The organism is Mycobacterium sp. E735 (assembly GCF_001666955.1).
GTDB lineage: Bacteria > Actinomycetota > Actinomycetes > Mycobacteriales > Mycobacteriaceae > Mycobacterium.
This window is the reverse complement of record NZ_LZIX01000303.1, coordinates 25,681-40,577: the sequence shown is the minus strand read 5'-3', so window position 1 is coordinate 40,577 and position 14,897 is coordinate 25,681. Positions and strand designations below refer to the sequence as shown.

Here is a 14,897-nt window from a genome sequence, read left to right as displayed (position 1 = left end):
GTACCCGGGGCGTCGGCGCGGCTAACTGCGCCGGAAGCGAACTACCTCATACGTCGTAGTAGAGGGCGAATTCGTATGGGGTGGGCCGGAGGTTGAACGGCGCGATCTCGTAGGTGCGCTTGTAGTTGATCCACGTCGCGATGACGTCGGGGGTGAAGACCCCGCCCTCGGTCAGGTATTCACTGTCTTCCTCCAGACGGTCGATCACCGCCGACAGCTGCGTGGGTGCCTGCGGGATTTCCGCGGCCTCCTCCGGCGGCAGCTCGTAGAGGTCCTTGTCGACCGGCGGAGGCGGCTCGATCTTGTTCTTGATGCCGTCCAGCCCGGCCATCAACTGGGCCGCGAAGGACAGGTAGGGGTTGCCCGACGAGTCGGGGCACCGGAATTCCAGCCGCTTGGTCTTCGGATTGTTGCCGGTGATCGGGATGCGCACGCACGCCGACCGATTGCGCTGGCTGTAGACCAGATTGATCGGCGCCTCGAAGCCGGGAACCAGGCGCTTGTAGGAATTCACGGTCGGGTTCGTGAAGGCCAGCAACGACGGGGCGTGGTACAGCAAGCCACCGATGTAGTGGCGGGCCATGTCGGACAGGCCGGCGTATCCCGTCGCGTCAAACATCAGCGGCACGCCGTCCTTCCACAGCGACTGGTGACAGTGCATCCCGGAACCGTTGTCGCCGAACAACGGCTTGGGCATGAAGGTGACGGTCTTCCCGGCCTGCCACGCGGTCTGCTTGACGATGTACTTGTACATCTGGTGGTCGTCGGCCGCGTGCAGCAACGTGTTGAACTTGTAGTTGATCTCGGCCTGGCCGCCACTGCCGACTTCGTGGTGGCCCTTCTCCAGGGAGTAACCGGCGTTGGTCAGGTGGGTGAGGATCTCGTCGCGCAGATCGACATAGTGATCGGTCGGCGCCACCGGGAAATACCCGCCCTTGGGACGGACCTTGTACCCGAGGTTGGGGCTGCCATCCGCCTCGGCGTCCTCTCCGGTGTTCCACCACCCGGACGCCGCATCGACCTTGTAGAACGATTCGTTGGTGCTCGAGTCGAAGCTGACCGAGTCGAAGATGTAGAACTCGGCCTCCGGCCCGAAGTAGGCGGTGTCCGCGATGCCGGAACTGATCAGATAGTTCTCGGCCTTGCGGGCGATGTTGCGCGGGTCGCGCGAGTACACCTCGAGGGTGAACGGGTCGTGCACGAAGAAGTTCACGTTCAGCGTTTTGCGGGCGCGGAACGGGTCGATCGTTGCGGTCTCGGGGTCGGGCAGCAGGACCATGTCGGACTCGTGGATCGACTGAAACCCGCGGATCGAGGAACCGTCGAAGGCCAGGCCTTCCTCGAAGACGCCTTCATCGAAGGCGTAGATCGGAATCGTGAAGTGCTGCATGGTGCCCGGCAAGTCACAGAAGCGGACGTCGACGTACTCGATGTTCTCGTCCCTGGCGAGCTTGAAAATATCGTCGGGCGTCTTCTCGGACACGCAACGCTCCTTAGCTTGATCGTCGGCAGTGGCGTGCGAGCGCTTTCTACGCCCTGACTATTTCGCCCGCGTCACCACCGCGAGTCGAACCTGTTGCGTCACAGAAAGACAGGCGATTGACCGCACGGCCGCCGGGTTCCGGTGGCACTTCCCAGCGCCTTGGCCGATAGTCATATGGACCACCCAGCCGCAGCAGAAGTAGGAGTAGTCATGCCACGCAACACAACCGGCGGTCATCCGGCGACCAGCCGTGGCGATCGACGCGCGTAAGAATCGAACGTAGCCCCGCGCAATGGGCGAGCTGTTTCAGTTTCACCGCGAGATCATCGTCAGCGGTGACGACGCGCTGTCGAAGACGATCGCCGAGGAATTGAGGGGCGCGGGCGCGCGAATCATCAAGATCAACACCGCCGCCGACCTCCTCGGGGCCGGCGTGCATCGGGCGCGTGCCGTCGTGTGCGCGGGCCCCAACGACGCCGTCAACCTCGAAATCGCCTTGCTGGCAAGGGAGTTCAGTCCAAACGTGCGGGTGGTGGCCCGGCTGGCCAACGACGTGCTGCGCGAAGCAGTGGTCGCCGTCAACGGACCCGGCGCGATCTTGGACGTCGCCGACCTCGCGGCGCCGTCGATCGTCGAGGCCGTCCTGTCCCGCAACGCGCACCAGTTCGACACGGCCGGTATCGAATTCGTCGTCTGGGGATCCGAGGCGCCCTACAACGCGACGCTCCGGGAGATCTACGCCGACCTGGCACCGGTCGCGGTGGTGCACGGCAAGAATTCACCCGCACCCGGCGAGGTGGTGCCATGCCCCGGACGAGATCTGCGGGTCTACGCCGGCGACTGGACGTCGATGATCGGCGTGAAGGACGAATTGGACGCCCGCGGAATCACGTTGCCTCCCCCGGCCGCGACGCGCGCTCGCCACTCCCCGGTGCGGCGGGTCATCGACGCGGTGCGCGCCATCCGGGACGAAGTGAACCCCATGCTCTTCCCCTCGCTGGCGTTCGCGCTGTGTCTCACCCTTGGCTCGACGGCGGTGGTGCACTTCGCCTATCACAACCCCCGAATGTCGTGGATCGACGCCCTCTACTTCGCCTCCGAGACGATCACGACGGTGGGCTATGGCGACTTCACCTTCGCCCAACAATCCACCGCCCTGCGGCTGTTCGCGGTCTTGTTGATGTTCGGCGGCGCGAGCGTCACCGCCATCCTCGTCGCGTTCCTTGCCGACCTCCTCCTGTCGCGCCGCTTCGTCCAATCGGCCGGACTGCGGCGCGCACGCCACATGCGCGACCACGTCGTCGTCGTCGGGCTGGGTTCCATCGGGTTCCGGGTCGTCAGCGATCTGGCCGCGGCCGGCTACGACGTGCTGGTCATCGAGCCGGACGAGGGCAACCGCTTCCTGCCGACCGTGGCCGACCTCGATGTGCCGGTGATCTTCGGGGATCCGACGATGCGCCAGACCCTGGAATCGGCGCGCGTCGATCGCGCCCGCGGGGTCGCGCTGGTGACACAGGACGACATGAACAACATCGAGACGGGAATCGTGCTGCTCGAAATGCTGGGTTCCGACACGAGGGTCCCCATCGTCATGCGAGTTCAGGGCCGCGCGCTGGGCACCGCCGTGCATCGGCGGTTCGGTTTCGAGAACGTGCGGTCGATAGTCGACCTCGCGGCGCCGTGGTTCATCGGCGCAGCGATGGGCTTGCAGGTGCTCGGCACGTTCTGGGTCGGCCAGCGCTCCTTCATGGTCGGCGGAATGCTGGTGGCGGCGGGCAGCGAACTCGACGGGCTGCGGATGATCGATCTGTCCACGCAGACGCGCGTCATCGCGATCACACGGCCGGAAGGTCCGGTCAGGTTGCGCCCGCGCCGCGACGCCCGCCTGAAAGCCGGTGACACCGTCTATCTCATCGGCCCCTACCGGGAACTGATCGCGACGCTGCGCAAGGGCCAGCCTCCGCCAATGACCACGATCAACGGCGAGCGCGCCGTGGCTTTGGCGGCCGCACGGTCGACGCGCCGGCCAGATGCGCGTGCGCCACGGTGGGCGCCCGACCCGGACGGTTAACGAACGGCCAAAAGCCGCGCCACTTCATCGCGTCCGGTTGTGATGCACAGCACATTTGTGCTTTCTTTGTATCCGAGGTCACAACGCGACGGGAGCTCCTATGGCCGCACCCCACAGATCGGGCAAGTACGTAGTCGTTGCACCGCGCGCGAACGGAGCCGTGCATTCACATCGGATACTGCTGGCCCTGGTCGTGGTGATGGCCCTCATCGCGGCGATCACCGGCGTCGTCGTCGCGGCGTCGACGGGGCACGCCACCGCCGCGCTCGTGATAGCCCTGGTGGCCGGCGGGTGGTTTTCCGCCGCCCTCTGCTAGCGACATGATCCGCCGGACCTTCACGAGATCGGCGCTGGTCGCCGCTTCGCTGGGCGCGCTGGCAGCGCTGACGCCGGCGGCCCACGCGGACCCCGATCCCATCTCGGTCGCGGCCTACCTGCACACGCTGAACGTCTTGCACGTTCCCTACGACGACCCGGGGCGAATGGTCGGCATCGGAAACTCCGTATGCCAGCAGGCGCGGGGCGGCACCGACTTCGACGCCATCTACCCCGCCGTGGCAAGCAACGGCTATGCCGCGGTGCAGGCGGGCCAGATCATGGGCGCGGCCGTCGGGACGTTTTGTCCCGACATGGAAGCACCGTTCGATCGCTGGACCAACAGCAACTCGTGACCGTCGGCGATTAAGGTGCGCTAGCGCCCGGGCAATACTTGATCCGGCCCAGATCGACCCACATGTTGGCGCGCTTGGCGGCCTGATCCGGATTCAGCCCGGTCACGCCCTGGTTGTTCGCCTGTTGCATCGCCCCGACTATCTGGGCGCGCGACCAGCCGTCAGCCATGGCTCTGCACATCGTCTGTTCGGTCTGCATCTCGTAGTAAGGCCAGTCCGGCGGGAATCCGATCGCGTCGGCGCGGGCGGTGGCAAGCGCGCCCGGCAGGAGCGCCGAAGCAACGACAACCGAGAGGCCAAGGAGCAGCGTTCGCGTGGCCGACAGGGGTGAATGCGACTGATGCACGAATACTTCTCCTCGATTCGGCGCCTTGATGACCCGCAGGGTCGATGAGTGATGACCCTCGCCCATCAATGTTAGGACCTGGGAGGCTGTTGGCGGCGGGAAGAGCCCCAGAGGAGTCAACATGCACCTTCGCTCGGATAGCCTTGGCCGGGGCCGGCGGCCGAGAGTTCCGGACGACGACGGGGTCGCACGGACGATCGGACACTTCGAATGATCATCCCAATTCTTGCGGGCCGCCCGCTGCACACCGATCACCTCGAGTGAGGTTCTGGCGATGAGATTTGTGTTGGCGACCTTGGGAACACGCGGAGATATCGAGCCTTGCGCCGCCGTCGGCCGGGAGCTTCAGCGGAGAGGCCATCGCGTGCTTATGGCGGTTCCGCCCAACTACATTGGGTTCATCGAGTCGGCAGGCCTCACCGCAGTCGCGCACGGCCGCGACCAAGTGCAGCAGAATGCGGAGATCGTCCGCAAATACGGGACGACGCCGCCACCAGTCCTCATGGCGTGGGAAATTCTCAGCGATATAAAGCAACTCTGGCCACAGTTGGGCACGGCGCTCACATCCCTGGCCGACGGCGCCGACCTGCTGTTGACGGACGCAGGCGAACAGGGGCTCGCCGCGAATGTCGCCGAACACTACGACATTCCACACGCGGCGGTGCACATCTACCCGATCCCGCCGGACCACGCGGGTTCGTCCATCACCAAAGAGGCTGAAGACGCCCTACGCCGGGCGCTGGGCCTCCCGGCGACGAGGCCCTCGACGCGGCGAGCGCTCGAGATCCAGGCCTACGACGAACTCTTCTTCCCGGGGTTGGCAGCCGAGTGGGCCGGATGCGGCGCCCGACGGCCGTTCGTCGGCGGGCTGACCCTCGAGTTGCCGACGGAAGTCGACGACGATGTCTCGTCGTGGATTGAGGCTGGGACGCCACCGATCTACTTCGGCTTCGGCAGCAGCGCACGAGTCGCGTCTCCCACTGACGTCATCGCGATGATCACCGACGCTTGCGCGCAACTCGGCGAGCGGGCGTTGATTTGCAGCGGCGTGAGTGACTTGACCGCGCAAACGGATTCCGCCGACGTCAAAGTGGTGAGCGCGGTGAACCACGCGGCGGTGTTTCCCGCTTGTCGGGCCGTCGTTCACCACGGGGGGCCCGGCACGACGTTCGCCGGCATCCGGGCCGGAGTCCCCACGCTGGCCCTCGCCGTATCGGTCGATCAGCCGATGTGGGCGAGTGCGGTCAGTCAACTCGGAGTCGGAATTGGCCGGCGCTTCCCCGACACCACCCTGGAGTCTCTCGTCGCGGATCTGCGGTCCATCCTCACCCCGCCCTACGTCACTCGGACCCGCGAGGTCGCCGCGCAGATGACCGCGCCCGCTCAAAGCGCCGCCATTGCCGCCCAAGCGCTGGAAGATGCGGCCGCTCGTGGCCCGTTGGCCGATCAACGAACGCCGCGGGACGCGGACTGATCCACGCGCGCCCGTCAGGAAGTGGCGGCCGAGGGTTCGATCTGGCTCTCCGAAACGCTGCGATACGACGGCAACCCGAAATCGGGGAAGGCACAGATGTCGGCACAATCTCGGACTCGCTCCGACCAGAAACCCTGATCAGCGGCCGACGTGCAGGCGTAGATCTTCATGTAGGTCGCCGCGAACGGGAACAAACAGCCGTTGCCAACCGCCTGCCAGACCGCCGCGGCGACGCCGGGAGTCTCGACACCTCGATAGTCGTCTATCGCGATCACGCCCCGGTTTGCCGTGTGGGTCACGGCGAGGGCGATGTCGTTCGCGACGCACCGGTAGCTGTGACAGCCGTCGATGTGGACGAAGCGCAGTGCCCGTTCTCCGAGGTCGAGCTCCGATGACTCGCAGACTTCGAGCGTCGGCCGGCGAACGTGAAACCGATCCCAATTGGCGAGGAACTGCTGCTGCTCCAGGCCCGAATACTGCTGGCGTGGGGTCAGCGACATGTCCGCGTGATCCATTACGGCCTCGAACAAGTCGCAGATCACCAGTTCTTCATCGTCGCGCAGACCGTAACCCATCAGGATGGCGGACTTGCCCTGGTATGCGCCGATCTCGAGCATGTCCCCCTTGATGTTTTCCGCCGTCTGCGACGCGAGCAGCTTGGTGAAGAGCTTGACATCGGCCTCGAAGAACCAGCCGTCGACGTTGTCGACTTCCTCGGCATAGAGGCTCCAGGCGGCATCGGTCATGTGCCCATCTTTCCCCAGGCGGCCTCGAGCGGCATGGCCGGATGTACTCCGGCCAACTTGCTGACCCGACGGTGTCGCGGCGACCGCCGCGTAGGTCAGAGTGCAATGGTCGCTTCAATCGATGCCCTTGGTCCTTAGTCCTTGCATCGCTTCGGCCCTGACAAATCAGGCGGTGCTGGATGATCCTGCCTGTGGGCACGCGGCCGATCAGAAACGAGCTGGAATGTGGCAACCCCCACCTAACGCGATCTTGGTAGGCGTCGACGGCTCGGCGGCGGCACTGGGTGCCGTGCGGTGGGCGGCTCTGACTGCCGCGTTGCGCAACGTGCCACTGGCCCTGGTCCATGTCGTCGACGATCCGATGCCGGGGTGGCTCCAGTCAGGCGCGCCGGTGGGGCACTGGCAGCAGCACCGGGCGCGCGAAGTGATCACGTCGGCAATGCGGGTCGCCGAGGAGAGCGCCGGTGAACTCGGTCCCATTCAAGTCCACGGCGAGGTGATCTATTCGACCGCCATCGCCACGCTCGTCGCCCTCTCCAGAGAGGTGGAGATGGTCGTCGTCGGCTATCGGGGGTATCGCGGCGTGGTGGTTCGCAGCGTCCTTGGCTCGGTGAGTTCGGGATTGGTCTACAACGCGCACTGCCCGGTCGCGGTGATCCACGACGGGGAACCGCCGCTCAGCAATGTCGACCGGGCACCCGTGCTCGTGGGCATCGACGGATCATCGGCGTCGGAAGCCGCGACCGCGATCGCGTTCGAAGAAGCGTCGCGACGAGGCGTCGCCTTGATCGCTTTCCATGCCTGGGCCGATCCGCGAGTGTTCAACTCCAACAACGCTTTTCAAGATTCCAAGTGGGACGCCCAGCTGTCCGAGGAGGAGGAGGCGCTCGCCGAACGGCTAGCGGGTTGGCACGAACGCTATCCCAACGTGGCGATTCGTCGCAGAATCGAAATCGGTGACCCGGCCCACTGGCTGATCGAGGCTTCCGAACTGGCGCAACTGATCGTGGTCGGCAGCCACGGCCGTGGCGGATTCGCCGGCATGTTGCTCGGCTCGGTTGGGTCGGCGGTGGTCAACAGGGCGAAGATCCCTGTCATCGTTGCGCGTCAGCCCTGAGCTCGTCACCCACGCGGTTCGTAGGCCAGAAAACACTGCACCTGCCGCACCGCGTCGGGCCGGTTGACTCCCATATCCACTAATCTCTCGACGATTTGGGCCGGCGGCACGGCCCCATCCACATCCGTCTCAATCACGTGAACGCTGGGAAACCAGTTCTCCGGACGCACCCCGGGCGGCGGGGGTTGCACGCCGCCTCCGACGCAACGTGCGTAGCCCTCGATGCCATTGTCAGCGTGAGCAGACGCCACTACCAATACGACCGGCGCGACGAGCGATACGGCGATGGCCATGCCGACCGCCGCAGCCACACGGATGAAGCGCATGCTCGAATATAACCTCGCGCCGTTCAACCGAACACAGAAATCTTGCACGCACCGTGGCGCACACTCGGCGTAAGGTGACGGCGGGCTCGGAGGGTCGGAAGAAGCAGGCGGTGAACACTGCATCGGGGTTGACGCGCTTCGGGCGCCGGTTTGCCGCCGCGGCCGGAATGCTCGCGGCGGGTCTGGTGCTGGTGCAATGCACGGCCGCGGCGCCGGCGCGCGCGGCCGCACCGTCTCCGTCTGCGGCCGCCCTGTCATCGTCATCGGCGGCGGCCACGCCGCCGGCCAACCCGCCGCCGGCCGCCGCCGCTGCGACCGTGGAAACGGTCACCGCGGCCGAACTCGGTGCGACGTGGCGGCCGGGTTGCCCCGTCGAGCCGGAACAGCTGCGACGGGTCGACGTCGACTACGTCGGTTTCGACGGCCAGACGCACCGCGGCCAGCTGATCGTGCATCAGGACTTGGCGCCGGAGGTCGTCGTGATCTTCGAGCAGCTTTTCCGTCTGGGCTATCCCATCGAGAAGATCCGCACCGTCGACCACTACCAGGACGCCAATGACGAGTTGTCGATGGAGGACGACAACACGTCGGCGTTCAACTGCCGCCTCATCCCCGGAACCAACGAATGGTCGCCACACGCCTACGGCCGGGCGATCGATATCAATACGCTCGTCAATCCGTGCCTGTACGCCAGCGGGTATTTCGAACCGCAGAACGCGGCGGCTTACCTGGACCGCAGCCGCACCGACCCGGGACTCTTACACCCTGGCGATCCGGCGGTGCGCGCCTTCACAGATCATGGCTGGCGCTGGGGCGGCGAATGGGCGGCGCCCCTTGACTACCAACACTTCGAGCGGCCCTAGAGGCCCAGGGCCTGGGCCGCGGCGGTTGCCACCTCACCCCTGATGTCCGAGATCGGTGGGCTGCCGCGCGTATGAATCGAGTTGGTGAGCAGAACGACGTAGGTGTCCGAGGCCGGGTCGAGCCACACCGAGGTTCCGGTGAAGCCCGTGTGTCCGAAACTCCCGACGGGAAAAACCGCTCCGCGGGGCATGGACAGCGGCGTATCGATATCCCAGCCGAGACCGAGCAGATTCTGTCCCGCGATCGCCGGATAGCGGGCGGCAAGCAGCGGATGCGCGGTCTTCGACCTCTTCGCGGCTGCCGCCCGCGCGGCGTCGTCCGCCGCCTTGACCTGTTGGTCGGTGTGTCCCGGCTGCTGCGGGGTCGTCATCAACTCCAAAGTCTGTTGTTGGAGCGGGAATTCGCTCGGCCGGCCCGCAAGCCGATCGAGCAGCGCCTGCGCGTAGACGCCGACATCGTGCGCCGTGGAAAAGACGCCGGCGTGCCCGGCCACCCCGCCCATGCGGCGGGCGGTCGTGTCCTGCACGGTGCCGCGCAGCAGACGGTCGAGGTCGGGATTCTTGGCCGGATCGGCCCGGCCTTCTTCGTCCCGCGCCGTGGGTGCGATGCGCGGCAGGATGTCCGTGTCCCAGCTGCCCGCGGGACACGGCTGCCCCTCGCCTGCCGTCGACGCGGCGGCCCACCCGACCGCGGCTCCCCTGACCGCGTGTGGACCGCATGCCTTGTCCAACGGGAGATAGCGGGTGTCCCGCAGGCCAAGCGGCGCGAATACGTGTTCCTGGACGTAGACGTCTTCCGCCTCGCCCGTGACTTTCTCGACGAGCGCGCCAAGCAGGATGAAATTGATATCGGAGTAGCGGAAAGACCCGCTGGGGCTCGACTCGAGCGGCGTCGTGAGCGCACGATGAACGCCTTCGGTCTTGTCGGGTGTGGCCAGTCCCCATGGATCCTTGAGTTCGACGTCGCCCGTCTCACCCGACGTGTGCGTCAGCAACATTCGAACCGTCACGTTTGCGCGCCGTGGGTCGTTGGCCGGGTTGAACTCCGGCAGATAGCGCTGCACGGGATCGTCGAACTGAACCTTGCCTTGTTCGTAGAGTTGCATCACCGCGGTCGCCGTCGCGAGGCTCTTGGTCAACGACGCCAGATCGAAGATCGTGTCCTCGGTCATCGGCTCGGCCGGTGCGGGCGACCCATCCAACCCCGGCTCGCCCGCGAGCTTGCGCGATCCGAAAGCCTGATCGAACGCAACGGCGCCGCCGTGGCCGATCAGGACCACCGCGCCGGGCAGCCTGTTGGCCGCAATAGCGTCGTTGATCAGTTTGGAAAGGGGTGCGAACTCCGGTCCGGGCGGCTTTGCGGCCGGGGAACCGGGGGGCTGTGCGGCCGGGGAACCGGGCGGCTTCGCGGTCGGGGCGTGCGTGAGCTGCCAGGAATCGCCGGCCGCCGGGTGCGAGGCTTGACCACGCCCGCACGCCGCCACGACCACGAGCGCGACGCCCGCAACGGCGATGGCCGTCCGCCGACGTAGGCGCCAGCGGTCGAGCGAGCTGTTGCCAACCCTGCTGGCCCGTCCCATCGGCACGCCTCCCGACCTGCTTCTCCTCCTACGGCCAAAGCCTAGTCCGGTTTCTCGCCGAGCCATCCGGATTTGCCTGGATGGTTATTACGCGGTTTGTCGCCACGAATTCGCCTTGTAACCAACAACTCTCAGGCATTGACACGCAGCGCGGCGCGCATTTCAGGCGGCGAAGTCGCCGACGACCGTCATCTTGTTGCCGTCCGAGGCGGTGGCGAAGCCGGCCGCGGTGTAAGCGCAGTTCAAAATGATCGCCCGGTGCGGCGGGCTTTGCATCCACAGATCGAGCGCTTGGTTGATGTTCGCGGCGGACCCGGTACCCCAGAAGACGACCTCACCGCTGTAGGGGGTGCGGTAGCCCGCATCCGTGATGCGCGTCTGCGGTGAAGAGCCGTCCGAACCGATGTGGCCGTTGACCCCGTTGGTAAGCATGTCGTTGGCGTGCCGCTGCGCCGCATCGGTCAGGCGTGGGTCCTGGCCGATCGGCCCGCAGGATTGGCGAAGCCGGTTCACGCCGCTGTACAACGCCCACCCTGATGCGTCTGCGCGGGCGGCGATGTCAACGGTCCCGGGAGCCGTTGCGACCAAGGCGCCGAGCGAGAACACTGCGACAACCTTGACTTTCCTCGTCATGTTGCCTCTTGCCACACCGTGTCTTTCGGGCCGCGGGAAGCAAGCGTTACCGTCTCGTGACCATGGGAGGTCCCCGCGATCGGTCCGTTTCGCGACGTCGACCCCCGTATCGTGGTGAGGCGTGTGTGAGCCCGCGTCAAGCCGGCCGGCCGTTGTCAGCCGCCGCCAGATGCTGGGACTGGCCGGCGGCCTCGGGGCGGCGGCCGTGGTCGGGCCGCGCTCGAAGACCACACCGACGGGTCCGACGTCGACGGCAGACGTCCGCCTGACCGCTGGGAGTTCGGCCCTGTTGCTGTGCCGGGACGCCTGGGGCGCCCGGCCGGCCCGCCCCGGGGGCAGGCGTCACACCATCACCCGGATGACCCTGCACCACGAGGCCGTGGTCCTCGGTGACAACCGCAACGCCCCCAACCACCTGCGCCAGGACCAGCGCTACCACCAGGATCAGCACGGATGGATCGACATCGCCTACCACGTCGGCGTCGACCGCAACGGCAACATCTACGAATTGCGGAGCACCGAGCTCGCGGGCGACACGGCGACGGACTACGACACGACGGGCCATTTCCTCGTCCTCTGCGAGGGCGACTTCGATCAAGAGGCGGTCCCCGAGGCGCAGCTCCTGGGAGCGGCTCGGGCATTCGCGTGGGCCGCCCAGACGTTTCGCGTCGCGACCACCACATTGGCGGGCCATCGGGACCTGGCGTCGACGTCGTGCCCGGGCGCCAACCTGTATGCGCACCTCACTTCGGGCGACCTGAAACACCGCATCGACGATCTGCTGGCCGCGGGCGGGGTGGACCTGCAGCGGTTCTGCGGACCCGACGCGGCGGCAAGAGTCGCGGCGATCGAAGCGGGGAACTGAGGTTCGTCGGCGCTTCAATTGCGCTGCGCGGGTTTGCTGGGGATGCTACGTTTCTGACCAATCGGTAGTTCGACCGGCCTTTGCGAGGCAACATGTTCGACTTTCGGATCGTGGCCGCGGCGCCCGCGGCCCTGGCGGCCGCCTGCATCGGTATGGCCAGCATATCGACCCTATCGGCGTGCAGTGGGGCGTCACCGTCGATACGCGCAACCGCTACCTCAGCTACCGTCGACGGCGGCCGGACGCAGGCCAGCCCGCCCAGCACCCGAGCGATTGCCAGCGGCGTGTACGGCGACCCGGACGCCGCCGCCGAGTTCTGGCAGCAGCAGTCGTATGAGGACAACTGCGGGCTGGCTTCGGTGGCGGACGTGGTTGGGGAGGTCACCGGGCACTCCCCGACCGAGCAACAGATCATCAAGCTGGCACAGCACACGCCCTCGTCGATCCGCGACGGCCCCATTTACGCCCCCACCGGCGACCCGGCTCACGACGGCCCGAACGGTGGCATTGACATGGCCGACACGGTGGTGCTGCTCGAGCACTACGGCATCAAGTCGCACATGACCTATGACAAGCACCCCGACGAGGTGGGCCTGTCGTCGCTGGAGCAGTACCTGGGCGCGAACCGCAAGGTCATCGCGTGGGTCAACTCCGGAACCATCTTGAACTCCAACGACCAGCGCACGTCGGCCGATCATTTGCTGGTGGTCACCGGCATCGACACCGACAAGGATGTCGTCCACCTCAACGACCCCTACGCCGATCACGCCAACACCAAGGTCAGCATCGGCACGTTCATGACGGCCTGGAAGATCGGGCAGGAATCGATCGTCGTGACCGCGCCGCCCGGCTAGGGATTCGTCACTGTGTATCGCCCGGGCCCGCCGTTTTCATGGCGTTCGGCGCGGTGGTGGGAGCCGTCGCGGTCGTGGTCGGGGTCGCGCGGCTCGTCGGGCTGGTGGAACTCGTGGGCCGCCCGGAGCTCGTCGTCGTGGGCGTTGTCGGAGTCGTAGGCGTTGTCGGAGTCGTCGGACTCGTGGGAGTCGTGGGCGTGGTACTCGCCAGGCCGGGAACTTCGCCGCACCAGTCCGCCACATCTTTCGGGTACTGCTCGATGGGCGGTGGGCAACGCTGCCCCGGCGGGAAATTGGCGCCGGCGTTGAGCAGATCGCAGGGCACGTAGACCTGCTTGCCCGTCTGGGTGTTGGTCAGGCACTTCGTCGGCGGCTCACCGTGGGCCGCGACGGGAATGACGGCGGCCGCCGCCGCCACCGCGCCCAGTGCCAAGGCAAGGCGGCGATAGGTCATGAAAAGCTCCTCGTTATAGCTGCGAGAGTTCATCACGATTAAAGCCGCTCACCCCTGGCGCAACGCAAATTACCGCCGTGAGCAGGACATTCTCTGTGGAGGTGTTCGAGAATCGAGCCAGTCTCACCGCAGATACGGGCGCCGGCCCCACGGCTCATTGCGTGCCGAAGGCGAAAACAGTCGTCGAATCGTAGGTCTGGCCGGGGTTGAGCGTGGTCGTCGGAAAGTTCGGGTGGTTCGGCGAATCAGGGAAGTGCTGGGTCTCCATCGTGAATCCCGCACCCTGCCGGTAGATATGCCCGCTGGTGCCGGTGAACGCACCGTCAAGGAAGTTGGAGGTGTAGAACTGCACCCCGGGCTCGGTCGTGGAGACGGTCAGCGTGCGCCCTGTCTGCGCATCCTCCGCCCTGGCCGCTTCCACCAGGCCTGCTTTGTCGCCCCGGTTGATCACCCAGTTGTGGTCGTAGCCGTGCGCCATCAGCAGCTGTGGGTCGTTCGCGGTGATACGCGCTCCGATCGCGGTCGGTGAGGTGAAATCGAACGGCGTGCCCTTCACCGGGATGATCTGGCCCGTCGGGATCTGTGTGGCGTCGGTCGGCGTGTAGTTGTCGGCATGGATGGTGACCTTCTGGTCGTACACGTCGCGCGTGTCCTCGCCCGCCAGGTTGAAGTAGCTGTGATTGGTCAGGTTGATCACGGTCGGCGCATCGGTGGTCGCGTGGTAGTCGATGCGTAGTTCGTTCTGCCGGTTCAGGGTGTAGGTGACGGTGACCGTCAGCGTCCCGGGGTACCCCATTTCGCCTGCGGGACTGACATATTGGAGTTCCAGGCCAACGCTGTCGCCGTCGTCGCGCCGGCTTGCCTGCCACACCTTGGTATCAAAGCCCGCGGTGCCACCGTGCAGGCTGTTGCCGTTGTTGTTGATCGGCAGGTGATACTCGTTGCCGTTCAACGAGAATGCCGCCTTGGCGATCCGGTTGCCGTAGCGGCCGACGAGCGCGCCGAAATAGGTCTTGGCGGATCCGGTGTTGTTCAGGTACCCGTCCAGGGTCGGAAAACCCAACACCACATTGCCGATGAGCCCGGTGCGGTCGGGGACCTCGATCGACTGAATGATGCCGCCGTAGGTCAGGATTCGCACGCGCATGCCGTGTCCGCTGGTGAGCGTATAGCGGCGCACGTGCGCCTCACCCACCTGACCGAACGGCTCGCTGGTTATCGACGGCGGCCCTGCGGGTGCGTTGCCGCGGTCCGTGGCGGTGTTTGTCGTCGTATTGACACAGGCGGCCAAGCCCGCGACAGCGAGGACGGAGATCAGCTGAAACGGTCGCTTACCGCGCATGGGCGCCCCTCGCCTTCGTCCATTCGGAGTAACCGGGCGAAGCGTTCTGTCCAGTCAAACGAAAGGACCGCC

16 protein-coding genes are annotated in these 14,897 nt (G+C 66.1%); 8 read left to right on the top strand and 8 right to left on the bottom strand.

The window, feature by feature from the left end; translation table 11 throughout:
- Nucleotides 1-46 precede the first annotated feature (46 nt).
- On the bottom strand, nt 47-1,483 hold the full coding sequence (gene glnA / locus A5704_RS24850; protein WP_067891636.1) for a type I glutamate--ammonia ligase: 1,437 nt from the start codon (nt 1,481-1,483) through the stop codon (nt 47-49).
- 292 nt (nt 1,484-1,775) lie between these two features.
- On the opposite strand from glnA, the gene A5704_RS24845 reads away from it, so the two are divergent.
- The 3 genes from A5704_RS24845 (at nt 1,776) to A5704_RS24835 (ending at nt 4,225) form a co-directional block, all read left to right on the top strand.
- Nucleotides 1,776-3,554, top strand: a complete 1,779-nt coding sequence (locus tag A5704_RS24845) for an NAD-binding protein (RefSeq protein ID WP_082950193.1) — start codon at nt 1,776-1,778, stop codon at nt 3,552-3,554.
- Between the two features lie 160 nt (nt 3,555-3,714).
- On the top strand, nt 3,715-3,870 hold the full coding sequence (locus A5704_RS24840) for a hypothetical protein (protein ID WP_197499077.1): 156 nt from the start codon (nt 3,715-3,717) through the stop codon (nt 3,868-3,870).
- Nucleotides 3,871-3,874: 4 nt separating this feature from the next.
- Entirely contained in the window at nt 3,875-4,225 is a 351-nt protein-coding gene (locus tag A5704_RS24835; protein WP_067891635.1) for a DUF732 domain-containing protein, read from the top strand.
- Nucleotides 4,226-4,235: 10 nt separating this feature from the next.
- On the opposite strand, the gene A5704_RS28620 is transcribed toward A5704_RS24835, so the two are convergent.
- Nucleotides 4,236-4,571, bottom strand: a complete 336-nt coding sequence (locus A5704_RS28620; protein ID WP_156670163.1) for a hypothetical protein — start codon at nt 4,569-4,571, stop codon at nt 4,236-4,238.
- Between the two features lie 274 nt (nt 4,572-4,845).
- On the opposite strand from A5704_RS28620, the gene A5704_RS24825 reads away from it, so the two are divergent.
- Nucleotides 4,846-6,045: a glycosyltransferase gene (locus A5704_RS24825; RefSeq protein ID WP_067756949.1), complete on the top strand. Its 1,200-nt coding sequence runs from the start codon at nt 4,846-4,848 to the stop codon at nt 6,043-6,045.
- A 14-nt stretch (nt 6,046-6,059) separates the two neighbouring features.
- On the opposite strand, the gene A5704_RS24820 is transcribed toward A5704_RS24825, so the two are convergent.
- Entirely contained in the window at nt 6,060-6,791 is a 732-nt protein-coding gene (locus A5704_RS24820) for a class I SAM-dependent methyltransferase (protein ID WP_067756952.1), read from the bottom strand.
- Between the two features lie 223 nt (nt 6,792-7,014).
- On the opposite strand from A5704_RS24820, the gene A5704_RS24815 reads away from it, so the two are divergent.
- Nucleotides 7,015-7,908, top strand: coding sequence for a universal stress protein (locus tag A5704_RS24815; protein WP_067756955.1), 894 nt, complete (start codon nt 7,015-7,017; stop codon nt 7,906-7,908).
- A gap of 5 nt (nt 7,909-7,913) precedes the next feature.
- Here the strand turns inward: A5704_RS24815 and A5704_RS24810 are convergent, their stop codons facing one another.
- Nucleotides 7,914-8,234 (bottom strand): hypothetical protein, encoded by a 321-nt coding sequence (locus A5704_RS24810; protein WP_067756958.1) that lies wholly within the window; start codon nt 8,232-8,234, stop codon nt 7,914-7,916.
- A 74-nt stretch (nt 8,235-8,308) separates the two neighbouring features.
- Between A5704_RS24810 and A5704_RS24805 the strand changes: the two genes are divergently transcribed.
- Nucleotides 8,309-9,097 (top strand): M15 family metallopeptidase, encoded by a 789-nt coding sequence (locus A5704_RS24805; protein ID WP_369828498.1) that lies wholly within the window; start codon nt 8,309-8,311, stop codon nt 9,095-9,097.
- On the opposite strand, the gene A5704_RS24800 is transcribed toward A5704_RS24805, so the two are convergent.
- Both A5704_RS24800 and A5704_RS24795 read right to left on the bottom strand, forming a co-directional pair.
- Nucleotides 9,094-10,677, bottom strand: a complete 1,584-nt coding sequence (locus tag A5704_RS24800) for a serine hydrolase (RefSeq protein WP_067891634.1) — start codon at nt 10,675-10,677, stop codon at nt 9,094-9,096. The two genes, A5704_RS24805 and A5704_RS24800, sit on opposite strands and share 4 nt — an antisense overlap.
- Before the next feature lie 162 nt (nt 10,678-10,839).
- Nucleotides 10,840-11,310, bottom strand: coding sequence for a CAP domain-containing protein (locus A5704_RS24795; protein ID WP_197499074.1), 471 nt, complete (start codon nt 11,308-11,310; stop codon nt 10,840-10,842).
- A 121-nt stretch (nt 11,311-11,431) separates the two neighbouring features.
- Here A5704_RS24795 and A5704_RS24790 point away from each other — a divergent pair, with 121 nt between their 5' ends.
- Both A5704_RS24790 and A5704_RS24785 read left to right on the top strand, forming a co-directional pair.
- Nucleotides 11,432-12,175, top strand: a complete 744-nt coding sequence (locus A5704_RS24790; protein WP_231969332.1) for an N-acetylmuramoyl-L-alanine amidase — start codon at nt 11,432-11,434, stop codon at nt 12,173-12,175.
- 92 nt (nt 12,176-12,267) lie between these two features.
- Nucleotides 12,268-13,029, top strand: coding sequence for a C39 family peptidase (locus tag A5704_RS24785; RefSeq protein WP_067891632.1), 762 nt, complete (start codon nt 12,268-12,270; stop codon nt 13,027-13,029).
- Here A5704_RS24785 and A5704_RS24780 read toward each other — a convergent pair.
- Both A5704_RS24780 and A5704_RS24775 read right to left on the bottom strand, forming a co-directional pair.
- Nucleotides 13,026-13,259: a hypothetical protein gene (locus tag A5704_RS24780; RefSeq protein WP_067891629.1), complete on the bottom strand. Its 234-nt coding sequence runs from the start codon at nt 13,257-13,259 to the stop codon at nt 13,026-13,028. The two genes, A5704_RS24785 and A5704_RS24780, sit on opposite strands and share 4 nt — an antisense overlap.
- 378 nt (nt 13,260-13,637) lie before the next feature.
- The gene (locus A5704_RS24775; RefSeq protein WP_067891626.1) at nt 13,638-14,825 is read right to left on the bottom strand and encodes an aldose epimerase family protein; all 1,188 of its coding nucleotides are present in this window, start codon (nt 14,823-14,825) and stop codon (nt 13,638-13,640) included.
- Between the last annotated feature and the right edge of the window lie 72 nt (nt 14,826-14,897).